Source organism: Burkholderia guangdongensis, from assembly GCF_013403875.1.
GTDB lineage: Bacteria > Pseudomonadota > Gammaproteobacteria > Burkholderiales > Burkholderiaceae > Burkholderia > Burkholderia guangdongensis.
The window spans coordinates 70,509-93,525 of the sequence record NZ_JACBNX010000015.1; the positions used below are offsets into that span (position 1 = coordinate 70,509).

At 68.7% G+C, this 23,017-nt stretch carries 20 protein-coding genes and 1 riboswitch; of the genes, 10 read left to right on the top strand and 10 right to left on the bottom strand.

Features of this window, described 5'->3' with window-relative positions:
* Window positions 1-118 precede the first annotated feature (118 nt).
* The 4 genes from HZI36_RS15450 to HZI36_RS15465 all read right to left on the bottom strand — a co-directional run bounded on the left by HZI36_RS15450 (window position 119) and on the right by HZI36_RS15465 (window position 3,947).
* A complete protein-coding gene (locus tag HZI36_RS15450; RefSeq protein ID WP_179403518.1) occupies window positions 119-712 on the bottom strand; it encodes a GNAT family N-acetyltransferase in 594 nt (197 codons plus the stop codon).
* Window positions 709-1,818 (bottom strand): PHA/PHB synthase family protein, encoded by a 1,110-nt coding sequence (locus HZI36_RS15455; protein ID WP_179403519.1) that lies wholly within the window; start codon window positions 1,816-1,818, stop codon window positions 709-711. Before HZI36_RS15455 ends, HZI36_RS15450 begins: the two co-directional genes overlap by 4 nt.
* Before the next feature lie 3 nt (window positions 1,819-1,821).
* Window positions 1,822-2,283 carry a hypothetical protein gene (locus HZI36_RS15460; RefSeq protein WP_179403520.1) on the bottom strand — a complete coding sequence of 154 codons (462 nt, stop codon included), beginning with the start codon at window positions 2,281-2,283 and terminating at the stop codon, window positions 1,822-1,824.
* 338 nt (window positions 2,284-2,621) lie between these two features.
* On the bottom strand, window positions 2,622-3,947 hold the full coding sequence (locus tag HZI36_RS15465) for a dicarboxylate/amino acid:cation symporter (protein ID WP_179403521.1): 1,326 nt from the start codon (window positions 3,945-3,947) through the stop codon (window positions 2,622-2,624).
* Window positions 3,948-4,307: 360 nt separating this feature from the next.
* Between HZI36_RS15465 and HZI36_RS15470 the strand changes: the two genes are divergently transcribed.
* Window positions 4,308-7,406: a transglycosylase domain-containing protein gene (locus HZI36_RS15470; protein ID WP_179403522.1), complete on the top strand. Its 3,099-nt coding sequence runs from the start codon at window positions 4,308-4,310 to the stop codon at window positions 7,404-7,406.
* Window positions 7,407-7,432: 26 nt separating this feature from the next.
* Here the strand turns inward: HZI36_RS15470 and HZI36_RS15475 are convergent, their stop codons facing one another.
* Window positions 7,433-8,359, bottom strand: coding sequence for a CopD family protein (locus HZI36_RS15475; protein WP_179403523.1), 927 nt, complete (start codon window positions 8,357-8,359; stop codon window positions 7,433-7,435).
* Between the two features lie 120 nt (window positions 8,360-8,479).
* Between HZI36_RS15475 and HZI36_RS15480 the strand changes: the two genes are divergently transcribed.
* The 4 genes from HZI36_RS15480 to HZI36_RS15495 all read left to right on the top strand — a co-directional run bounded on the left by HZI36_RS15480 (window position 8,480) and on the right by HZI36_RS15495 (window position 12,496).
* Window positions 8,480-8,722, top strand: coding sequence for a hypothetical protein (locus HZI36_RS15480; protein ID WP_179403524.1), 243 nt, complete (start codon window positions 8,480-8,482; stop codon window positions 8,720-8,722).
* Window positions 8,723-8,815: 93 nt separating this feature from the next.
* Window positions 8,816-9,574, top strand: coding sequence for a c-type cytochrome (locus HZI36_RS15485; RefSeq protein ID WP_179403588.1), 759 nt, complete (start codon window positions 8,816-8,818; stop codon window positions 9,572-9,574).
* A 19-nt stretch (window positions 9,575-9,593) separates the two neighbouring features.
* Window positions 9,594-10,892, top strand: coding sequence for a c-type cytochrome (locus tag HZI36_RS15490; protein ID WP_179403525.1), 1,299 nt, complete (start codon window positions 9,594-9,596; stop codon window positions 10,890-10,892).
* 116 nt (window positions 10,893-11,008) lie between these two features.
* Window positions 11,009-12,496: a DEAD/DEAH box helicase gene (locus HZI36_RS15495; protein WP_179403526.1), complete on the top strand. Its 1,488-nt coding sequence runs from the start codon at window positions 11,009-11,011 to the stop codon at window positions 12,494-12,496.
* On the opposite strand, the gene HZI36_RS15500 is transcribed toward HZI36_RS15495, so the two are convergent.
* From HZI36_RS15500 to HZI36_RS15510, 3 genes are all read right to left on the bottom strand, one after another.
* On the bottom strand, window positions 12,493-13,011 hold the full coding sequence (locus HZI36_RS15500; protein ID WP_179403527.1) for a hypothetical protein: 519 nt from the start codon (window positions 13,009-13,011) through the stop codon (window positions 12,493-12,495). The two genes, HZI36_RS15495 and HZI36_RS15500, sit on opposite strands and share 4 nt — an antisense overlap.
* Before the next feature lie 36 nt (window positions 13,012-13,047).
* Window positions 13,048-13,875: a ferritin-like domain-containing protein gene (locus tag HZI36_RS15505; protein ID WP_179403528.1), complete on the bottom strand. Its 828-nt coding sequence runs from the start codon at window positions 13,873-13,875 to the stop codon at window positions 13,048-13,050.
* A gap of 265 nt (window positions 13,876-14,140) precedes the next feature.
* Window positions 14,141-15,781, bottom strand: a complete 1,641-nt coding sequence (locus HZI36_RS15510; RefSeq protein WP_179403529.1) for a gamma-glutamyltransferase family protein — start codon at window positions 15,779-15,781, stop codon at window positions 14,141-14,143.
* Window positions 15,782-15,986: 205 nt separating this feature from the next.
* Here HZI36_RS15510 and HZI36_RS15515 point away from each other — a divergent pair, with 205 nt between their 5' ends.
* Complete coding sequence (locus tag HZI36_RS15515) at window positions 15,987-16,766, top strand: DeoR/GlpR family DNA-binding transcription regulator (protein ID WP_179403530.1); 780 nt, start codon at window positions 15,987-15,989, stop codon at window positions 16,764-16,766.
* A 300-nt stretch (window positions 16,767-17,066) separates the two neighbouring features.
* Window positions 17,067-17,264 carry a hypothetical protein gene (locus tag HZI36_RS15520; RefSeq protein ID WP_179403531.1) on the top strand — a complete coding sequence of 66 codons (198 nt, stop codon included), beginning with the start codon at window positions 17,067-17,069 and terminating at the stop codon, window positions 17,262-17,264.
* Between the two features lie 188 nt (window positions 17,265-17,452).
* Here HZI36_RS15520 and HZI36_RS15525 read toward each other — a convergent pair whose 3' ends face one another.
* Window positions 17,453-17,815 carry a hypothetical protein gene (locus tag HZI36_RS15525; protein ID WP_179403532.1) on the bottom strand — a complete coding sequence of 121 codons (363 nt, stop codon included), beginning with the start codon at window positions 17,813-17,815 and terminating at the stop codon, window positions 17,453-17,455.
* A 141-nt stretch (window positions 17,816-17,956) separates the two neighbouring features.
* On the opposite strand from HZI36_RS15525, the gene glpD reads away from it, so the two are divergent.
* The 3 genes from glpD (at window position 17,957) to HZI36_RS15540 (ending at window position 21,892) form a co-directional block, all read left to right on the top strand.
* A complete protein-coding gene (gene glpD / locus HZI36_RS15530) occupies window positions 17,957-19,534 on the top strand; it encodes a glycerol-3-phosphate dehydrogenase (RefSeq protein ID WP_179403533.1) in 1,578 nt (525 codons plus the stop codon).
* Window positions 19,535-19,634: 100 nt separating this feature from the next.
* A complete protein-coding gene (glpK, locus tag HZI36_RS15535) occupies window positions 19,635-21,140 on the top strand; it encodes a glycerol kinase GlpK (protein WP_179403534.1) in 1,506 nt (501 codons plus the stop codon).
* Between the two features lie 65 nt (window positions 21,141-21,205).
* Window positions 21,206-21,892, top strand: coding sequence for an HAD family hydrolase (locus tag HZI36_RS15540; protein ID WP_179403535.1), 687 nt, complete (start codon window positions 21,206-21,208; stop codon window positions 21,890-21,892).
* Window positions 21,893-21,937: 45 nt separating this feature from the next.
* Here the strand turns inward: HZI36_RS15540 and ribB are convergent, their stop codons facing one another.
* A complete protein-coding gene (gene ribB / locus HZI36_RS15545; protein WP_179403536.1) occupies window positions 21,938-22,669 on the bottom strand; it encodes a 3,4-dihydroxy-2-butanone-4-phosphate synthase in 732 nt (243 codons plus the stop codon).
* Between the two features lie 116 nt (window positions 22,670-22,785).
* A riboswitch (FMN riboswitch) is annotated at window positions 22,786-22,935 on the bottom strand.
* Between the last annotated feature and the right edge of the window lie 82 nt (window positions 22,936-23,017).

Consider the following 23,017-nt stretch of genomic DNA (forward strand, 5'->3'; position numbering starts at 1 on the left):
CCGGCGACGGGCGCGCATAAGCGACTAAGCGACTAGGAAGCGACAAAACGACGAAGGGACGGCGCGAGCCGTCCCTTTCTCTTTTCACATCGGCGCCGCCGCGCGCCGGCCGAGCGCGCTACGCGGTCACGTCGCCGAGCCCGTACATCGCGTGACGCGCGGCCACTTCGTCGACGTCGTGACTGAGCAACACGAGATCATGCATCCCGCCGTCGCGATCGATCACGTGATTGTGCAGCAGCGCCTCCGCGCGGAAGCTCAGCTCCTCGAACACCGCGATCGCCGCCGGCTGCTGCGTCGTCATCTGCGCGACGAGCTTCTTGAGGCCGCGCTCGAGCGCCTGCGCGAAGCACTCCTGGATCAGCGCGCGGCCGAGCCCCTTGCCGCGCCCCGCCGGCGCCACGAGCACGCGCAGTTCGCCGACGTGCCGCGACCAGCCGAGCGGATCGGTCGCGATCGCGGTGCAGCCGACCATCGTGCCGCCGTCGCGCGCGACGAGGCTCACCACGTCGCCGCGGTCGAGCGCGCGCATCCACGCATCGACGACCTTCGGATGGCGCAGGTCGCGCGGCACGAACACGAGATCCTCGTCGGGCAGCGACGCGATGAACGCGACGAACGCATCGCGGTCGGCGCTCGTCATGCGCGCGATGTCGATCTGAGAATCGCCGCATGCGATGCGACGCGGATAACTGCGTGATGTATCAGTCATGTCGAACGTCCTTCGAGCCAGGAATCCAGTTTCGGCCACATGCGCTTGACCGCATTCGGGCCGGCGGCGAGGCTCACGTGGCCGCCCGGCAGCACGACTTCCTCCTTGTCGCTCGACCCGGCGCGCTCGATGAGCGGATGCGCGCAGGCGGGCGGCACGATGTGGTCGTACTGCGCGATCACGTGAAGCAGCGGCACAGTGATCTTGTCGAGCTCGACGAGCCGGCCGCCGATCTTCAGCGTGCCTTCGTAGAGCGCATTCTTTTGCATCAGGTCCTTCGTCATCTGCCGGAAGTAGCCGCCGGGCACCGGCAGCGTCTCGTTGCCCCAGCGCTCCATCATCCGGTAACCCTTCACGAACTGGTCGTTCCACAGGTTGTCCCAGAGCCGGATCTGCCCGGCCATGCGGCTCGCGGGGCGCAGCGCGTCGAAGCCGGCGACGACGAAGTTGGCCGGCACGACGCCGACGCTATCGACGAAGCGGTCGACGTCGAAATGCCGTTCGTCCGACAGCGACCGGAACAGCTCCATCTTCGAGAAGTCGATCGGCGTCGTGAAACAGACGAAATTCTTCACCGGGCCGTCCGGATGCAGCGCCTGATAGATCGACGACAGCAACCCGCCCGCGCAGTAGCCGATCAGCGTCACGTCCTCTTCGCCCGAGTCCTGCTGCACGCGGCGGATGCAGTCGGGGATGAAGTCGAGCACGTAGTTCTCGATCTTCAGGTCGCGCTCGTCGTCGCCCGGCGTGTTCCAGTCGATCAGGTATATGTCGTAGCCGCGTTTCAGCAGGAACTCGATCAGGCTCTGACCGGGCGCGAGATCGAGCACGTACGCCTTGTTCGTCGGCGCCATCACGAACAGCACCGGCACGCGGTAGACCTCGTCGGTCATCGCGTGGTAATGGACGAGCTCGAGCGTGCCGCGCCGATGCAGCACGGTCTTCTGCGTACGGCCGACCACGGGCGGCGGCGCGCCGAACAGCTCGACCGCCTTCAGGCCGCGCTGCACCGCGCGCTCGACCTCCTGGCGCAGACGCTCGGTCAGCGCCGGATCGGCGCGCTTGTCCGGAGATTTGCCCGAGGGCTTGTCGGGGGCTTGGGCCATCGTTTATCCCTTGTCGGCATGCGCGCGGCGGCGCGCCGGCTTCGCGTCGGGCGCGGACCCGGACGCCGGTGCGGAGGAGTCGGATGCGGACGCGGGCGCCACGTCGGCCTGCGCCGGCGCGGACGCGGCGCTCGACGGCTTGCGCGTGCGCGCCGGCCGCGGCTTCGGCAGGCCCTGCGCGTCCGGCGGCAGCAGCCGGTCGAGCTTGTCCTCGATGCGCCGCAGCGCGTCGGCGAGCTCGGCGACCTCCTTGCGGCTCGGCAGGTTCGCCCTGTACAGGTAGGCCTCCATCGCCTTCTCGAACATCTGCTGCATGCCGAGCGAGACGTTCGACACCTGATGCAGCGAACGCACGACCTCCTGCGATTTCAGGCTGCCCGTCGCGTACGTGTTGAGGTCGTTCTCGAATTTCGTGATCGCGTCGCGCCACATCTGCAGCGGATCGGGAAAGAGCGGCGTGGTCATCGGCCGCTCCGGGCGTCGATCGGCGTCGCGCGCGGCGCGCAACCGTGCGCGGCGCCCGGATAACTCCGAGGGTCGAGATGATCGTCTCGTATCACGATGTGTCTCCGTTGTCGTGCGCCGCGCGGGTTCGGGCCGAACCGGTGGCGACAGTCGATGGCTGTCAGTGAGTGTGACGGGAATCTTCACGCACCGGCGACACGCAAGAAAAGGTTCATTTCGTCCACCGGTCCGGTGAATTCCGGACGTCCGCGACAGTGTCACCGCCCGGCGCGCGAAACGCAAGCGGGCGGCGGCCCGTCCGGACACGCGGCCGAGCCGTCCCGCCCGCGCGCCCGGCGCTACGCGCGCGCGTCGATCCGCTGCGGCTCGAGCGACGCGGCGCCGCCATCGCCCTCGCTGCCGCCGCCCTCGCTGCCGTCGCCCTCTTCGCGCGGCTCGCCGAGCTGCCCTTCCCACTTCGCGACCACCGCCGCCGCGATCGAGTTGCCGACGGCGTTCGTCGCCGAGCGTCCCATGTCGAGGAACGTGTCGACGCCGATGATCAGCAGCAGCCCCGCTTCCGGCAGATGGAACTGGTTCAGCGTCGCGGCGATCACCACGAGCGACGCGCGCGGCACGCCCGCCATCCCCTTGGACGTCAGCATCAGCAACAGCAGCATCGTGATCTGCGTGCCGAGCGGCAGATCGATCCCGTACGCCTGCGCGATGAACAGCACCGCGAACGTGCAGTACATCATCGAGCCGTCGAGGTTGAACGAATAGCCCATCGGCAGCACGAAGCTCGAGATCCTGCGGTTCACGCCGAAGCGGTCGAGCGCGTCGAGCAGCTTCGGATACGCGGCCTCCGAGCTCGCGGTCGCGAACGACAGCAGGAACGGCTCGCGGATCAGCCGGATCAGCGTGAATGCGCGGCGCCCGAGGAACGCGACGCCCGCGAGCGTCAGCAGCCCCCACAGCAGCGCGAGCGCGAGATAGAAGCCGCCCATGAACTTCGCGAACGTAAGCAGGATGCCGAGCCCCTGCGTCGCGACCGTCGACGCGAGCGCCGCGAACACCGCGACCGGCGCGAACCACATCACCGCGCCGGTGATCTTCAGCATCACCTTTGCGAGCGCGTCGATCACCTCGGTCAGCCGGCGGCCGGCTTCGCCGAGCGCCGACAGCGCGGTGCCGAAGAAGATCGAGAACACGACGATCTGCAGGATCTCGTTGTTCGCCATCGCGTCGGCGATCGACTTCGGCACCAGATGCACGACGAAGTCCTTCAGCGTGAACGCGCCTGTCTTCAGATGCGTGTCGGCGCCGAGCGCGGGCAGCTGCAGGCTCAGATGGCTGCCGGGCTGCAGCAGCGTCGCCATCACGAGGCCGAACAGCAGCGACACGAACGACGCGACGACGAACCAGCCGAGCGCCTTCGCGCCGACGCGCCCGACGGCGCCCGCGTCGCCCATGTGCGCGATGCCGACCGTCAGCGTCGCGAACACGAGCGGCGCGATGATCATCTTGATGAGCCGCAGGAACACATCGGACAGCAGCGAGATGTGCGCGGCGATCTCCTTCGTGACCGCCGGATCGGGAAATGCCGCATGGCACGCATAGCCGGCCGCGATGCCGGCGATCATCGCGATCACGATGTAGAAAGTGAGATTGCGTTGCTTCTTCATGACGAATTCCAGTGTCCAACCAGTGTCCAACGGGCGTTGCGGATGACGGTGCTCGCCTGCGCGCGGGCGTCGGGGCCGGAACCCACATCGTCCGCGCGCCGACCGGCGCGGCGCCAACCCGGCAATTTCTACCGAATCGGCGCGGCGCCACCCGGCCGGCTCGCGCAAAGCCGTCGATTCTACCTCGATCGACCGGAATTCTTTCAATTTTGAAAGGAAATTGAACTGGGCAGCTGCCGGGCGCGCCGGCGTTGTGTTCCTGCATCCGGACGCGAACGCTCCTTGGCAGGCTGCTGGAGAAGACTAAACTAACCCTTAATGGGAGCGGTCGGGAGCCCGTTCCCGCAGGGAGATGCCGCCATGAATCGGCCGCTGATTCGTCGAGTTCCGCTACGCGCGACCGGTGCTGCCTCGGTCTGGAAGTGGGTCAAATGGTCGCTGCTCGCGACGGTGCTCGTCACCGCCGCGATCGTCGCGCGACTCTGCCAGATCGAGATCGAAACGTCCCGGATGCAGGCGCACTATTTGTCCGAGCTGACGCGCGACGTCGGCTACACGGTCGAGGGCGGCGCGAGCGACGACATCCGCTATCCCGTCGACGGCCCGTACGACGTGCGCCTCGGCTACGCGCTGCTGCCGGCGTTCCAGCAGCGCCTGCTCGCGCGCGGCTTCGTCGTCGACGCGCAGGCGCGCGACTCCGAGCGCATGCGCTCGCTCGCCGACGACGGCCTCTTTCTGCCGTACGACGAAAAGGATCAGGCCGGGCTGCTGCTGTTCGACTCGTCCGGCGCGCCGCTGTTCAGCGCCGCGTTCCCGCAACGCGTGTATCGCGATTTCGACGCGGTGCCGCGCGTCGTCGTCGATGCGCTGCTGTTCATCGAGGACCGCTACCTGCTCGACGCGCACCAGCCGAACCGCAACCCGGCGATCGACTGGGGGCGCTTTGGCCGCGCCATCGTCGACCAGGGCCTGCACGTCGTGAACCGCCATCAGGCGCGCCCCGGCGGCAGCACGCTCGCGACGCAGATCGAGAAGTTCCGCCACTCGCCCGGCGGCCGCACCGCGACGCCGCGCGAGAAGCTGCGGCAGATCGCGTCCGCGTCGGTTCGCGCGTATCTGAACGGCCCGCAGACGATGGACGCGCGCCGCGACATCGTCGTCCGCTACCTGAACTCGGTGCCGCTCGCCGCGCGGCCGCGCATCGGCGAGATCACCGGGATCGGCGACGGCCTCGCCGCGTGGTACGGCCGCGATTTCAACGACGTGAACCGCATCCTCGCCGCGCCGACGACGCCCGCGAACGTCGATGCGCAGGGCGTCGCGTTCCGCGAGGTGCTGTCGCTGATGATCGCGCAGCGCGCACCGTCGTACTTCCTGAACAGCGGCTACCCGGCGCTGCAGCGGCTGACCGACAGCTACCTGCGCCTGCTCGGGAGCGGCGGCGCGATCTCGCCGGCGCTGCGCGACGCCGCGCTCGACGCGCGGATCACGCGCGCCGCGCCGCCGGCGCCGCGCGTCGTGCAGTCGTTCGTGTCGCGCAAGGCGATGTCGGCCGCGCGCGCGTCGCTGCTGTCCGCGCTCGGCCTGCACGATCTGTATCAGCTCGACCAGCTCGACATGCAGGCGACGAGCACGCTCGACAACGCGGTTCAGCAGGCGGTCGCCGAGCGGCTCGCGCAGGCCGCGACGCGCGACGGCGCGCAGGCCGCGGGCCTGTTCGGCTTCGAGATGCTGCGCCCCGGCGACGACCCGTCGCACCTCACGTACAGCTTCACGCTGTACGAGCGGCGCAACGGCGCGAACCTGCTGCGCGTGCAGACCGACAGCGTGAACGAGCCGTTCGACATCAACCGCGGCGCGCGCCTGAACCTCGGTTCGACCGCGAAGCTGCGCACGCTCGTCACGTATCTGCAGATCGTGTCCGACCTGCACACGCGCTACGCGGCGATGACGCCGGCCGAGCTCGCGCGCGTGCAGCCCGATCCGCTCGACGGCCTCACGCGCTGGGCGCTCGACTATCTCGCGCATACGCGCGACCGCTCGCTGCCGTCGATGCTCGACGCGGCCGTCGAGCGCAAGTATTCGGCGAGCCCCGGCGAGCTGTTCTACACCGGCGGCGGCGCGCAGGCGTTCACGAACTTCGACAAGTCCGACAACGGCCGCATCATGACCGTGCACGCGGCGTTCGAGCATTCGGTGAACCTCGTGTTCGTGCGGCTGATGCGCGACATCGTTCACTATCAGATGATCCAGACGTCCGGACCGACGTCGGCATGGCTCGGCGATCCGGCGGAACGCGCGAAGTATCTGCAGCAGTTCGTCGACGGTGAGAGCCGCGTGTACGTGAAGCGCTTCTACGCGCGCTACGCGGGCAAGCCCGCCGACGACGCGCTCGCGCTGATGCTCGGAAACGTGCGCAAGTCGCCGCCGAAGATCGCGACCGTGCTGCGTAGCGTCGCGCCCGACGCGCCGCGCGCGTGGTTCGACGCGCAGATGCGCGCGCAACTCAAGGGCACGCCGGCCGCGACGCTGTCCGACGACGATCTCGCGAAGCTCTACGCGAAGTACGCGATCGAGCGCTTCAACCTGAACGATCGCGGCTACATCGCGAGCGTGCATCCGCTCGCGCTGTGGACGCTCAACTATCTGCGCAAGCACCCGGGCGCATCGCTCGACGACGTCGAGCGCGCGAGCCGCGACGCGCGGTTCTATACGTATTCGTGGCTGTACAAGACGCGCTATCACGGCACGCAGGACCGCCGCATCCGCCGGATGGTCGAGCTGCGCGCGTATGCGGCGATCGGCCGGTCGTGGCAGGCGCTCGGCTATCCGTTCGCCGATCTGACGCCGTCGTACGCGGCCGCGATCGGCGCGTCGGGCGACCAGCCGGATGCGCTCGCGAAGCTGATCGGCATCATCGTCGACGGCGGCGCGAAGGTGCCGACCGAGACGATCTCGCGGCTCGACTTCGCGAAGGGCACGCCGTACGAGACGCACTTCGTGCGCGCGCCGGCGGACGCGCAAGCCAGGCCGATGTTGTCGCCAGAGATCGTCGGCGTCGTGCACCGGCTGCTCGGCGACGTCGTGCAGAACGGCACCGCGAAGCGGCTCGCGGGCGGGATGACGCTGCCCGACGGCAAGACGCTCGACGTGGTCGGCAAGACCGGCACCGGGGACCAGCGCTTCAACGTGTACGCGCGCGGCGCGCGCCTCATCGAGTCGCGCAAGGTGAATCGCAGCGGCACGTTCGTGTTCGCGCTCGGCGACCGCTTCTTCGGCGTGCTGACCGCGACGGTCCACGAGCCGTACGCGGCGCGCTACGACTTCACGAGCGCGATGGCGGTGCAGTTGCTGAAAACGATGGCGCCGGCGCTCGCGCCGCTGCTCGAGGCGCGGCCCGATGCGGCCACGCCGGACAACGCGCGCACCGATGCCGCGCAGCGCACCGACGCGTCGTGACGCGCGTTAGCGAGCCGTTCCCGATCTCAGCCGGCGAACCCCGGCACGCAGACCGCGAGCACCGCGGCCGCGACGAACACGCCGATCATCGTCAGCGCTTCGAGATGGAGCATGTTGCGGAACGTGTGCGCGTCCTCGGTCGACGCGGTGCGGCGCAGGCGCGGCAGCGCGGACAGGCGGTTGAGCGCGCCGAGCACGATCGCGAACGCGACGAGCACGAGCTTCAGCAGCAGCACGTGCCCCCATACGCTGGCGGCGAGCGGCGCGAGCGAGCCGCCGAGGCCGCGCACCGCATTCAGCGCGCCGGTCGCGGCGACGAACGCGACCGCGACGATCGAGAAGCGCGACACGCGCTGCGCGATCCGGATCAGCGCGCCGCGCGCGACCGACGAGCCGAGCGCCGGCAGCACCGCGAGCCCGCCCGCGAGCACGAGGCCGCCCCAGACGGCGGTCGCGAGCAGATGCAGCGTATGCACGCCGGCCGCGGCCGAGAACGTGCCCGCGTCGGCCACGTGCCCGATCGACGCCTTGCCGGCCGCGATCGCGACGACCGCGAGCCACAGCACCGCATACGGCACCGTGCCGTCCGGCCGCATCAGCGCGACCGCGAACAGCAGCACCGCGCCGGCGAACGCGACGCACCACGCGGCGCCGACGTGCGTCTGCCCGAGCACGGCCGGCAGCGCGCCGAACGCGCCGTCGAGCCCGGCGCCGCTCATCGACGCCGCCTGATAGAGCAGCCAGCCGAGATCCGCAAGCACGAGCGCGGCGGCCGCGGCGACGAGCGAATGCTGCGCGCGCACCCACGCGGGATGCGACGGCGCGACGACCGGCCGCGCACCGTCGTTGCCGAGCCACGCCTTCAGCAGCGCCGAGCCGACCGCGGTCGCGAAAGCGGCGTTCATCAGCGCGGCGAGCGCGACCTGGCCGATCCACAGGCTGTCGATCTTCATCGCGCGCGCCCTCCGTGTCGGCGGGCGCCGTGCATCGGCACGGCGGCGGATCGGGGCGGGCGCGAATCGCGGAAGTCAGGCAACGGCACGAAGAAAAGCGTCATCGATGAAATCTGAGGGATGGAAACGGAGCATGCGGGTTGCGACGCGCTGGTCGACGAACCGAACGCCGCGCGACCCGCGAGTGTACGGTCTTCGATGGACAAAACGCACGCCGGTTCACCGGACGCGTATCGATCGCTCGGCGAACGCGCGCGACTGAACGCAAGCGCGCGGCAAAAACTGCGCGGCAAATTGTCGCAAGCCGGCAGCAGACAGGAACTACCGTTCGAATGTCAAATAGCCGTCATCACCCATCGATGATAGAATGCCGCGTCGCAGCAGCCCGGCTGCCGTCCCGCCGAGCGCCGTCAGCCGAGCCGATCGTAGCCCGGACAGGTTCCCTACGAATAAACACTGGAGTCTCTTGTGTCTTCAAGACGCCTCTTCCGTCCGCTCCTCGCCGTTCTGTTGTTCGGCGCAGCGGGCCTTATGAGTGCTGCCCAAGCGCAGACCAAGCCCGCAGAGCCTGCCCAGGCGCAGCCGCTGAAGGCGCCCGACAACATCGCGGAACGCGTGCGCGGTTGCACGGCCTGTCACGGCGTGCACGGCCAGGGCACGGACAACGATTACTTCCCGCGTCTCGCGGGCAAGCCGGCCGAGTACCTGTACAACCAGCTCACGAACTTCCGTGACGGTCGCCGCAAGTACCCGCCGATGAACTATCTGCTCACGTACCTGAGCGACGACTACCTGCACGAGATCGCCGTGCACTTCTCGGGCGAACGTCCGCCGTACCCGGCGCCGGCGAAGCCGACGGTGCCGGCCGACACGCTCGCGCTCGGCAAGCAGCTCGTCACGCGCGGCGATCCGTCGCGCAAGCTGCCCGCGTGCGTCGCCTGCCACGGTGCCGCGCTGACCGGCATGCAGCCGGCCATCCCGGGCCTCGTCGGCCTGCACCAGGACTACCTGAGCGCACAGCTCGGCGCATGGCGCTCCGGCAACCGTCACGCGAAGGAACCGGATTGCATGCACCTGATCGCGCTGAAGCTGTCCGACGACGACGTGACCGCCGTGACGGCGTGGCTCGCCGCGCAGCCGGCGCCCGCCAACCCGGTGCCGATTGCGGCCCGCTCGTTGAAGACTCCGCTCGCCTGCGGCAGCGAACCGCAATAAGGCAAGGGAGACCGACTAAATGAAAAGCAAGTCCCTGTTTGCACTCTCGGCCGCCGCGATCGTCGCGGCAGCCGCCCTCGTGCCGGTTCTGTGGCCGGGCAACGACACGCTGCACGGCAACGCCGCCGTCGCGGCCACGCCGTCCGATCAGGCCGCGCTGATCAAGAAGGGCGAATACCTCGCGCGCGTCGGCGACTGTATCGCGTGCCACACCGTGCGCGGCGGCAAGCCGTTCGCGGGCGGCCTACCGATGGCGACGCCGTTCGGCACGATGTACACGCCGAATATCACGCCGGACGATCAGTTCGGGATCGGCCGCTGGTCGTCCGACGATTTCTATCGCGCGGTGCACACCGGCCGCTCGAAGGACGGCAGCCTGCTGTATCCGGGCTTCCCGTTCGCGAGCTACACGAAGGTCACGCGCGCGGATTCGGACGCGATCTACGCGTACCTTCGCTCGGTCGATCCGGTCAGCATCCCGAGCCGGCCGCACGAGCTGAAGTTCCCGTTCAACAACCGCAATCTGCTGATCGGCTGGCGCACGCTGTTCTTCAAGGAAGGCGAGTACAAGCCGGATCCGACGAAGTCGGTCGAATGGAACCGCGGCGCGTATCTGGTCGAAGGCCTCGGCCACTGCACGATGTGCCATACGTCGATCAACCTGATGGGCGGCCCGGTCAGCTCGTCGGCGTTCGCCGGCGGCCTGATTCCGCTGCAGAACTGGTATGCGCCGTCGCTGACGAACGACAAGGAACTCGGCCTCGGCGACTGGCATGTCGAGGAACTGTCGAACCTGTTGCAGACCGGCGTGTCAAACAAGGGTGCGGTGTTCGGCCCGATGGCGGACGTGGTCCACAACAGCCTGCAGTACATGAACGACGAAGATACGCGCGCGATGTCGACGTACCTGAAGTCGATTCCGCAGAAGGCCGAAGCGCCGTCGCATCTGCAGTACGAGACGTCGAAGCAGTTCGGCAACGCGCTGTTCGACCAGGGCCAGAAGATCTTCAAGGACAACTGCGCGACCTGCCACGCGGCAACCGGTCAGGGCAAGCCGCCTGCGTATCCGCCGCTCGCGCAGAACCGTTCGATCATGATGGAATCGGCGGTGAACCCGATCCGCATGGTGCTGAACGGCGGCTATCCGCCGAGCACGATGAAGAATCCGCGTCCGTACGGGATGCCGCCGTTCGCGCAAGCGCTGTCGAACCAGGAAGTCGCTGCGGTCGTCACGTACATCCGGATGTCGTGGGGCAACAACGGTTCGCCGGTCTCGCCGCAACAGGTGAGCGACCTCCGTTCCGCGCCGCTCGACTGACCATCGGGTGACGCTCACGGGGCGCGGCTGCGGGAAACCGCGGCCGCGCCCTTTGTTTTTTGGCGATGCATGCCGCGCCGGCCGCGCGACGCATCGCCGCTGATAAAAGGTTGTCTATGTCATTCGAATCTCTCGGCCTCGCCGAACCGCTCGTGAAAGCAGTCAACGAGCTGGGCTACACCTCGCCGACGCCGATCCAGTCGCAGGCGATTCCCGCCGTGCTCGGCGGCGGCGACCTGCTCGCCGGCGCGCAAACCGGCACCGGCAAGACCGCCGGCTTCACGCTGCCGATCCTGCAGCGTCTTCATACGTTCTACGCCGAGCATCGCCAGGCGAAGCGCGCGGTGCGCGCACTGATCCTCACGCCGACGCGCGAGCTCGCCGCGCAGGTCGAGGAGAGCGTGCGCGCGTACAGCAAGTATCTGAAGCTGCGCTCGACCGTGATGTTCGGCGGCGTCAGCATCAATCCGCAGATCGATGCGCTCAAGCGCGGCGTCGACATCGTCGTCGCCACGCCCGGGCGGCTGCTCGACCACATGCAGCAGAAGACGATCGACGTGTCCGAGCTCGACATTCTCGTGCTCGACGAAGCCGACCGCATGCTCGACATGGGCTTCATCCACGACATCAAGCGCGTGCTCGCGAAGCTGCCGCCGCGCCGGCAGAACCTGCTGTTCTCCGCGACGTTCTCCGACGAGATCAAGGCGCTTGCGGACAACCTGCTCGATTCGCCGGCGCTGATCGAAGTCGCGCGCCGCAACACGACCGCCGAGTCGGTCGCGCAGAAGATCCATCCGGTCGACCGCGACCGCAAGCGCGAGTTGCTCACGCATCTGATCCGCGAGCACAACTGGTTCCAGGTGCTCGTGTTCACGCGCACGAAGCACGGCGCGAACCGGCTCGCCGAGCAGTTGACGAAGGACGGCATCAGCGCGATGGCGATCCACGGCAACAAGAGCCAGTCGGCGCGCACGCGCGCGCTCGCGGAATTCAAGAGCAGCACGCTGCAGGTGCTCGTCGCGACCGACATCGCCGCGCGCGGGATCGACATCGATCAACTGCCGCACGTCGTCAACTTCGATCTGCCGAACGTGCCCGAGGACTACGTGCACCGGATCGGCCGCACCGGCCGCGCGGGGGCGACGGGCGAAGCGGTGTCGCTCGTCTGCGTCGACGAGAAGCAGTTGCTGCGCGACATCGAGCGACTGATCAAGCGCGAGATTCCGCAGGAAGTGATCGCGGGCTTCGAGCCCGATCCGACCGCGAAACCCGAGCCGATCCAGATGCGCGGCCAGCAGCGGCAGGGGCAGCGTGCCGGTGGTGGAAACGGCGGCGGGAATCGGGGTGGAAATGGCGGCGGGAGCGGCGGCGGAAGTGGCGGGAACAGCGGCGGAAATCGCGCGCCGCGCGCGGCGGCCGGGTCGGCCCAGCCGGGCCGGATCAGTCCAACCGGGCGCGAAGCGCATGCGCAGCCGAAGACCGAGAAGCCGAAGGCCGCGAAGCCGCGCAGTGCGCCCAGCGGCAACGGCCCGCGCGCAGCGAACGGCAACGCCGCGCACCCGAACCGCAACCGCTCGTCGCGCAGCGGCCAGCGCGGGCACTAAAGCTGTGCGGCGGCGCGGCGCAGGTGCTCGATCTGGCGTTGCCAGCGCGCGAGCACCCCGTCGCGCTCATCCTGCAGCGCGAACGTGATGCCGGTCGCGAGGCGCGCATAGCCGACGCGCTGCGCATCGCCATGCGCGATCGTCGCGCTGAAACCCGCGAGGCCGCCGAAATCGCCGTCGAGCGGCGTCACGTCCAGTTGCGCCTGCAGAAACGCGCCATCGACGACGAGCGTCAGCGCGGCCGCGCGCCGCTGCGCGAGCGTGACGCTCGCGCGCGACTTCGGCCATAGCGCGAAGAGCAGCAGGCGTTCGTCGCGCGCGTAGAGTTCGCCGACGCTGAGCAGCGTCGTGCGCAACTGCCCTTCCCCGGTCGCGACGATCAGCGCCGCCGCGACGTCCGCCTTGCGCGCGACGTCGGTGCCGTCGAACAGCGACACCACCTCAGGCGGCCACGCGTCGAACGTCCATTGCTCGAGCGCGGCGCGAGGCAGGCCGGCGGTCGGGCCGGCGGTCATCGCGTCACCCCGCGGCGACGGCGCGCGGCGCGCTTTTCAACGAAAGAACACATGCTGCGTGATCTTCGCGAGCGGATAGTGGACGCTCGGCTGAAGCTTCGCGGGCAGATCGAGCGGCTTCAGCAGCATCTTCACGCACATGTCGGCGGACAGATTGCGCCGCACGAGCGCACTCACGCGCGCCGTGCGCGCACGGTTGTAGTCGCTGTCGCCGACGCGCTCCGGATAGCGGATCGCGAACACGTGGCGCAACGCGATCTCCGAGTCCTCGTTCTTGATTTCCATCACGCGACGCATCAGCGCGCCGAGCACCGCGAGCCGGCCGTTGCCCTCGAGCGCGTTGTACTTCTTGAAATATTTGAAGAAGTGCTTGTAGTGGCGCACCTCGTCGGTGCGGATGTTGTCGGTGATCTCCTTCAGCACCGGCTCGTCCGAGCATTCGTTGATCGCCCGGTACAGCGTGGCGGTGCCGGTCTCGACGACGCAGCGCGCGACCATCTCGAGCGCGCGCGTCTTCTCGAACGCGTCGATCGAGCAGGTTTTCGAGTACTCGTCGAAGAAGTTCGCGAATGCGGTGTCCCAGTCGAATTCCGGCCACACGTACGCGATGTAGGCCTTCAGTGCCCTGCCGTGCTGCAGTTCCTCGTGCTCCCACGCGTTGTTCAGCCACGCGGAAACTTCCGGATCGTCGTTGAAGAATTCGCTGAGGTTGCTCGTGTACAGATCCGAGCCGCTCTCGATGAACGACGCTGCGCACAGCAGCAGCAGCAGATCCTCGTTCGCCGCGGCGCGTTGACGATCGATCCGCGTGAGATCGATGTCCTCGATTCGCCACGGCATGACATGCGTGGTTTCAGTCTGCATGGTGTCGCGCTCCAAACGCCGCCTCGGCAAGCGGCCCGCGCAATGCGGGCGACACGTGTCGAAGCGGCACATACCAACCGTGTTCGAGACATTCCAGAATGGTATCCGGACTTGTATGATCCTGCTCCCAACCACTGACCATACCCGACAGACGCAGTTCCACTTCAGCGCTTCAGTAATATTAGATGCGTAATTCGAATGATGCCCGTGAAACGACAAGCGGCCCCACGGGCCGCGCTTTCGACAGCAGGCTGGAAGCGATCCGTCAGAAACCGGCCGCGAGACCGTCGCGCCGGCTGTCGCTCGCGGCCACGTAGCCGCGCTCGCGATCGTCGCGGTCGAGCCGCCAGATGAACTGCCCCGAACCGAAATCCATGTACGGATCGTCGATCGACTGAATCGCGTGGCCGCGCGCGACGAGCGCATCGACGAGCGTGTGGTCCATGCTCGACTCGACGTCGAGCGTGAAGTCGCGATTGACCTTCCAGCGCGGCGCATCGCACGCGGCCTGCGGCTGCTGGCCGTAGCCGACCATCCGCACGAGCGTCTGCAGATGCCCCTGCGGCTGCATGTCGCCGCCCATCACGCCGAAGCTCATCACCGCCTCGGTGCGGCCGTTCACCTGCTCGGTCAGGAACGCCGGGATGATCGTATGGAACGGACGCTTGCCGCCATCGACCACGTTCGGCGACGCCGGGTCCATCGAGAAGCCGCAGCCGCGATTCTGCAGCGCGATCCCCGCGCCCGGCACGACGAGCCCCGAGCCGAAGCCCATGTAGTTCGACTGGATGAAGCTGACCATCATCCCGCGCTCGTCGGCCGCCGACAGATAGATCGTGCCGCCCGCGCGCGGCATTCCGAAGCCGAAGTGCGTCGCGCGCGTGCGGTCGATCAGCTTCGCGCGCGACGCGAGATACGCGTCGTCGAGCATCTGCGCGGGCGTCACGTCCATCGCGCGCGGATCGGCGACGTAACGATAGACGTCCGCGAACGCGAGCTTCATCGCCTCGATCAGCACGTGCTGCGTGTCTGGCGAATCGATGCCCGCGTCGCCGATGCCGACATGCTCGACGATGCCGAGCGCGATCAGCGCGGCGATCCCCTGCCCGTTTGGCGGAATCTCGTGGACCGTGTAATCGCGAAAGCGCTTGCCGATCGGCTCGACCCATTCGGGCCGGTAAGCGCGCAGATCCGCGCCGGTCAGCGCGCCGCCGCCTTCGCGCGCGAACGCCGCGATCCGCTCGGCGATCTCGCCTTCGTAGAACGCACGCGCGCCGTCGCGCGCGAGCGCGCGCAGCGTCGTCGCGTGGCCGGGCAGGCGCACGCGCTCGCCGACTTCCGGCGCGCGGCCGTTCGGCATGAACGTGTCCGCGAAGCCCGGCAGCGATTTCAGCGCGGGCACCGCGGCCGCCCACTTGTGCGCGACGATCGGCGGCACCGCATAGCCGCGCTCCGCGATCTCGATCGCCGGTTCGAGCAAATCCGCGAACGGCAGCGAGCCGAACTTCGCGTGCAGCGCCTCCCAGCCCGCGACCACGCCCGGCACCGTCACCGTGTCCCAGCCGCGCGTCGGCTGCCGCGCGATGCCAGGCGCGGCCTCGCCGTGGCGGCGCTTGAAGTAGTCGACGTTCCACGCGGCCGGCGCGACGCCCGATGCATTGAGCCCGGAGAGCCGCTCGCCGTCCCACACGAGCGCGAACGCATCGCCGCCGAGCCCGCACGACACCGGCTCGACGACCGTGATCGCGGCCGCGGCCGCGAGCGCCGCGTCGACCGCGTTGCCGCCTTTCCACAGCATCCGCAGGCCCGCCTGCGCGGCGAGCGGATGCGACGTCGACACCACGTTGCGCGCGAACACCGGAATGCGCGTCGTCGGATACGGGTTCTGCCAGTTGAAGCCAGTCATCGGATACACCTCGTCGGAAGCCAGCGCGGAATCGCGCGAGCCGACATTCCAGCGTGATCGGCCGGATCGCGCAAATTCATTTATTTAATGAATTGATGCACAAACCGTATCAATCCCCATGAAGCGCGATCGCGGCCCGCGCGCCCGGCGCATCGGCCGAACGCCCTTACAATAGCCGCTTCGCCTTCCCGCCCGTGTCGCCGCCATGCCCCGAGATCCCCGCCTCACCCTGAACGCGCGCCAGCAGGCGCTACTCGACTGGGTGCAGCGCGACGGCTTCGTGACCGTCGACGATCTCGCCGCGCATTTCGCGGTCACGCCGCAGACGATCCGCCGCGACGTGAACTGGCTTGCCGACCTGAACCTGCTGCGCCGCTATCACGGCGGCGCAAGCCTGCCGACGAGCGCCGAGAACGTGTCGTACAGCGCGCGCCAGCGGATGTTCCACGACGAGAAGCGGCGCATCGCGGCGCTCGCCGCGTCGCACATCCCGGATCAGGCGTCGCTGTTCATCAACCTCGGCACGACGACCGAGGAAGTCGCGCGTGCGTTGAACCGCCATCACGGGCTGCGCGTGATCACGAACAACCTGAACGTCGCGTCGATGATGAGCGGCTATCCGGACTGCGAGGTGCTGATCACCGGCGGCATCGTGCGGCCGTGGGACAAGGGCATCGTCGGCGAGCTCGCGATCGAGTTCATCCGGCAGTTCAAGGTCGACTACGCGATCGTCGGCACGTCCGCGATCGAGCCGGACGGCACGCTGCGCGACTTCGACACGCGGGAGGTGCGCGTGGCCGAGGCGATCATCGCGCATGCGCGCACCGCGTATCTGGTCGCCGACCACTCGAAGGTCGGCCGCCCGGCGCTCGTGCGCCAGGGGCATCTGTCGCAGATCCACGCGCTCTTCACCGACAAGCCGCTGCCGCCCGAGATGGCCGACGCGGTCGCGGCGGCCGGCACGCAAGTCTTCGTCGCCGACTGACCGGCGATGCTGCGCCGCACCCAAAACTTCAAGTGAAATCAAGAAGTTGGCCGTCAGCGCAAACCGCTTCCGGCGGGCGCGACTGTCAATCTGAAAATTAACAGGGCACGATTTGGCGTTGCCCGTCCGCTCGACTAGACTCCAGTTCCCTGGCCCGGTGCCCGCGTCATTCGCGCGTCCGAAAGCGGTCCCCACCGAGCAGGCGCAAACAGCTTTTCCCCCCACGCCACCTTGCTGGGTATCTCGCACCGGACATCGAACCGGATGCGAGGGCAATCCGGTTGTCATGGAGAGAACGCAATGCTGAGTCCGCATGAATTCGCCACGCTACTGCTAGTGAAAGACGCCCCCGACCACCACGACATGGAGCGCGAGGAACTCGACGCACTGCTCGAACAGCAGCTCGTCCGCCTCGAAGGCCTTGGATCGGGCCGCCGATACTGCGTCACCGAGACCGGCGACGCGACGCTGCGCTCGATCAAATACCGATTTTCCTGACCGCGGCGGCCGCCGGACAGCCGCCGCGCGCATCATTGCCGGCCACGTACCCGCCACGGGACGCAGCCGGTTCGCCACGCATATCGACGCAGGGCGCCCGAACCGGGCGCCCGGGATGCGGTCGTTCGTGCATGCCGTCCGCGCTTGCCGTCCGCTGCTGCCGTGCGTTCTTGCCGTCCGTTTCTACCTTAGCCGCCGCGCAGCGTCGGATCGACGGCCGCGCGCCAGCTCAGCGCCTGCGCACGCGCGTCGTTGAAGTAGCTCACCCACGCGGCGCGGCCGGGCGAGCCCGGCGCCGCGTAGTGCGCCGAAAGTTCGTTTACGAACGCGCAGTAGCGCGCATCCGGCACGCCGCCGTGACGTTTCGCGACGTACGCGTCGTAGAGCGCCGAATAGGCCGGCCGCGCATCCACGCCCCAGTCGCGTGCCGCGCCGCCGCACGACGTCTGCAGCGCGTCGAACGACGGCGCCCGCCAGCCTCCGCCGAGCGGCAAATCGGCCGCGCAGCCCGCGAGCGCGGTTAGCGCGCCCGCGATGATCCAGATACGCATGACATCCCCCTGCGTCGACACGACGATACGGCAAGTATCGTCCGGGAACGCGCGCCGTGCCATCGTGCGCGTCTTTCGAACTTTACATCTTCGAATTTGTTCGTTAAATTTCGAATTCGAACATCATCAACGAGATCGCAGGTGACCGAACGCACTCTCCTCGACCTGCTCGTCATCGGCGGCGGCATCAACGGCGCGGGGATCGCGCGCGACGCGGCCGGCCGCGGCCTGTCGGTCGTGCTCTGCGAGCAGGACGATCTCGCGTCGCACACGTCGTCGGCGAGCACGAAGCTGATCCATGGCGGGCTGCGCTATCTCGAGTACAACGAGTTCGGGCTCGTCCGCAAGGCGCTGATGGAGCGCGAGACCTTGATGCGCGCGGCGCCGCAGATCATCCGGCCGCTGCGCTTCGTGATGCCGCACGTGCCGAACCTGCGTCCCGCGTGGCTGATCCGCCTCGGCCTCGTCCTCTACGATCACCTCGCGAAGCGCGAGTTGCTGCCCGGCTCGCGCGGCATCGACATGCGCCGCCATCCGGCCGGCGCGCCCCTCGTCGCGTCGATCCGGCGCGGCTTCGTTTATTCGGACGGCTGGGTCGACGATGCGCGCCTCGTCGTGCTGAACGCGATCGACGCGAACGAGCGCGGCGCCGAGATCCTGACACGCACGAAGCTCGTGTCGGCCGAGCGCGTCGGCCGCGAGTGGCACGCGCGGCTCGCGCTCGCCGACGGCACGACGCGCGTCGTGCGCGCCCGCGCGATCGCGAACGCGGCCGGCCCGTGGGTCGGCGACGTGCTGCACGGCGCGCTCGGCCGCGACGCGCGGCACAGCGTGCGGCTCGTGAAGGGCAGCCACATCGTCGTGCCGCGGCTGTTCGAGCACGATCACGCCTATATCTTCCAGAACCCGGACAAGCGGATCGTCTTTGCGATCCCGTACGAGCGCGACTTCACGCTGATCGGCACGACCGACGTCGAATACACGGCCGATCCGGCGAAAGTGTCGATCGACCGCGACGAGACGCGCTATCTGTGCGACTCGATCAACCGCTACTTCACGCGCAAGATCGCGCCGGCCGACGTGCGCTGGACGTACTCGGGCGTGCGCCCGCTGCTCGAGGACGAGCATGCGGACAATCCGTCGGCCGTCACGCGCGACTACAAGCTCGAGCTCGACGACGGCGACGGCGCGCCGCTGCTCTCGGTGTTCGGCGGCAAGATCACGACGTTCCGCAAGCTCGCGGAGGAAGCGGCCGACCTGCTGTGCGGCGCGCTCGGCCGCGACGCGCGCGCGTGGACGGCAGGCGTGCCGCTGCCGGGCGGCGATATCGCGAACGCGGCGTTCGACGCGTTCGCCGCCGGGTTCAGCGAGCGGCATCCGTGGCTGCCGGCCGCGCTCGCGCGCCGCTACGCGCACGCGTACGGCACGCGCGCGGCGCGCGTGATCGGCGGCGCGGCGTCGCTCGCCGGCCTCGGCGCGGAAATCGCGCCCGGGCTGTACGAGGCGGAGCTGCGCTACCTGCGCGACGCCGAATGGGCGACGCGCGCGGACGACGTGCTGTGGCGCCGCTCGAAGCTCGGGCTGCACGTCGAGCCGGGTACGCTCGACGCGGTGACGGCGGCCGTCGACGCGTGGTTCGCGGGCACGCCCGCAGGCGTGCCCGCTCCCGCTCCCGCGCCCACACTCACGCCCACATCCACGCCAGCGACGCACGGCTGACGCGCGGCCCGGATCCCGCATGCCGAATGCCCGCTCGGCGCAACACCCTTCCCGAATCGCGCATTCCAAGGCACGCTACGCGAAACACGGAGACACCACCATGCAGGACCAGTACATCCTCGCACTCGACCAGGGGACGACGAGCTCGCGCGCGATGCTGTTCGACCGCCACGGCAACGTCGTATCGTCCGCGCAGAAGGAGTTCGCGCAGATCTATCCGCGGCCGGGCTGGGTCGAGCACGATCCGCACGAAATCTGGTCGACGCAGGCGGGCGTCGCGGCCGAGGCGGTCACGCGCACCGGCCTCACCGGCGCGTCGATCGCCGCGATCGGCATCACGAATCAGCGCGAGACGACGATCGTCTGGAATCGCGACACCGGCCAGCCGGTCTACAACGCGATCGTCTGGCAGGACCGCCGCACCGCCGACTTCTGCGACACGCTGAAGGCGCAGGGCCACGAAGCGGCGGTCCGCGCGAAGACGGGCCTGCCGATCGACGCGTACTTCTCCGCGACGAAGATCCGCTGGATCCTCGACAACGTCCCCGGCGCGCGCGACGACGCACGCCAGGGCAAGCTCGCGTTCGGCACCGTCGACAGCTGGCTCGTGTGGAACTTCACGCAACACGCGCTGCACGTGACCGACGTGACGAACGCGTCGCGCACGATGCTGTTCAACATCCACACGCGGCAGTGGGACGACGACCTGCTCGCGCTGTTCGACATCCCGCGCGCGATGCTGCCGGACGTGAAGGCGTCGTCCGACATCTACGGGCCGACGAAGACGACCGTGTTCGCATCGAAGATTCCGCTCGCGGGGATCGCGGGCGATCAGCATGCGGCACTGTTCGGCCAGATGTGCACGACGTCCGGGATGGTGAAGAACACATACGGCACCGGCTGCTTCCTGATGATGAACACCGGCGCGACGCCGATCGAATCGAAGAACCATCTCGTCACGACGATCGCGTGGCAGATCGGCGACGACGTGCGGTACGCGCTCGAGGGCAGCATCTTCATCGCGGGCGCGGTCGTGCAGTGGCTGCGCGACGGGCTCGGAATCATCCGGCACGCGGCGGACGTCGAAGCGCTCGCCGCGCGCGTGCCGCACAGCGACGGCGTGTATCTCGTTCCCGCGTTCGCGGGCCTCGGCGCGCCGCACTGGAACGCGCGCGCGCGCGGCTCGCTGTTCGGGCTCACGCGCGGCACGACGTCCGCGCATCTCGCGCGCGCGGCGCTCGACGCGATCGCCTACCAGTCGCTCGACGTGCTCGCCGCGATGGAGGCCGATTCCGGCATCCGCATCGGCGAGCTGCGCGTCGACGGCGGCGCGAGCGCGAACGATCTGCTGATGCAGTTCCAGGCCGACCTGCTCGGCGTCGATGCGGTGCGTCCGCGGATCACCGAGACGACCGCGCTCGGCGCCGCGTATCTCGCGGGCCTCGCGGTCGGTTACTGGCAAGGCGTCGACGAGCTGCACAGCCAGTGGCGGCTCGACCGGCGCTTCGCGCCGTCGATGCCGGCCGCGCAGGTCGACGCGTGCCGCGCCGGCTGGCAGCGCGCGGTGCGCGCGGCGAAGGCGTGGGCCGACGACGCCGCGCAATAGCGGTCGCGCGAAAACACGTATCATGGCGCATGACCGCGTCGCCGACGCACGATTCATCCCTCACCATGCTCGATCACCTCATCTGCGACTGCGACGGCGTGCTCGTCGACAGCGAAGTCGTCGCCGACCGCGTACTGCTCGAAACGCTTTCCGCCACGTTTGCTCACCTCGACTTCCGAGACGTCGCCAAAACCGCGTTCGGCCAGCAGACGTCGCGCTTCCTCGCCGGGATCGAGACCCGTTTCGGGATCAAGATGCCCGAGAACTTCATCGAGACGATCGAGCGCAACATCGAGGTCGGGCTCGCGCAGTCGCTGCTGCCGATCACCGGTGTGCGCGATGCGCTGCTGAAGGTCGGCCTGCCGGCGGCCGTCGTGTCGAACAGCCGGCTCAAGCGCGTGCGCAATTCGCTGAAGCGCGCGGGGCTCGCCGAGATTTTCGGCGAGCGCGTGTTCAGCTCCGAGCAGGTCGCGCGGCCGAAACCCTATCCGGACGTCTATCTGCACGCGGCGTGCACGCTCGGCGTCGAGCCCGAGCGCTGCCTCGTCGTCGAGGACAGCGTGTCGGGCCTGAACGCCGCGCGCGCGGCCGGCATGAAGACGATCGCGTTCGTCGGCGCGAGCCACATCCCGGACAACTACGCGGACGCGCTGCGCGCGATGGGCATTACGCGGATCATGCGCTCGATGGACGAGCTGCCCGCGCTCGTCGACGCGGGCCGGCGCGGCGAGTTCGGCGACGTGCAGTCGTAATACGTCCCCCTCCCTTTTTTCGCGCGGCCCGCGCCCGCTTCGAGATCAGGCCGGCTCCGCGCAGCGCTCGCGCACGGCCGCGAGCGCCTCGCGGAACGCAACGAGCTCCGCGATCGTCAGCATCGGCAGCCCATGGCGCGCGGCGAAGCGCTCGACGTCCGCGCCGCGCGTCATCGAGCCGTCCGGGTTCATCAGCTCGCACAACACGCCGGCGGGCTTCAACCCCGCGAGGATCGTCAGGTCGACCGTGCCCTCGGTGTGGCCGCGCCGCGCGAGCACGCCGCCCGGCTGCGCGCGCAGCGGGAACACGTGGCCGGGACGAACGATGTCGTGCGGCGTCGCGCCGTTCGCGATCGCCGCGCGGATCGTCGTCACGCGGTCGGCCGCCGACACGCCGGTCGACACGCCGTCGCGCGCCTCGATCGACACCGTGAACGCGGTGCCGTTGCGGCTCTCGTTCTGCCCGACCATCGGCGGCAGCGCGAGCGCGCGCACCTTGTCGTCGGTCAGGCACAGGCACACGATCCCGCTGCATTCGCGGATCAGGAGCGCCATCGTTTCGGGTGTGAGCCGCTCGGCGGCGACGATCAGGTCGGCCTCGTTCTCGCGGTCGTGATCGTCCTGCAACACGACCGCGCGCCCGGCGCGCAGCGCGTCGAGCGCGGCCGCGATGCGCGGCGGCACCGGCTCGGTGTCGAGCAGCGGGAGATCGGCGAATGCGTCGGCGGGCGCCGACGGGGAAGGCAACGGAAAGGATTGAACAGACGGGTAGGACATGTGAAACGCTCCTCGCGAATCGATTGGGCGAAAAACGTTTCAGGGCTTTTTGCAAACAGACAGCACGGCAGCCGCTTCGCGCACGCGCGAAACGGCCCTGACGGACATGACCATCTGCACATCTTCTCTCATCCGGACTGTGACCGTCGGCTCTGGCATTGAACCAGATCTGCTGACCCCACGCACGATGCGCGGGCGCTCGCGGGCTTGCCGGCTGACGCCGGCCTACCGCCGGTGGGGAATTTCGCCCCGCCCTGAAGACGCACTGATGCCGGTAAAACCGGCCGAGGAAGAATACAACAACCGGCCGGGCACCGCACAAGACCCGGCCGGCGAATAAGGGCCGCA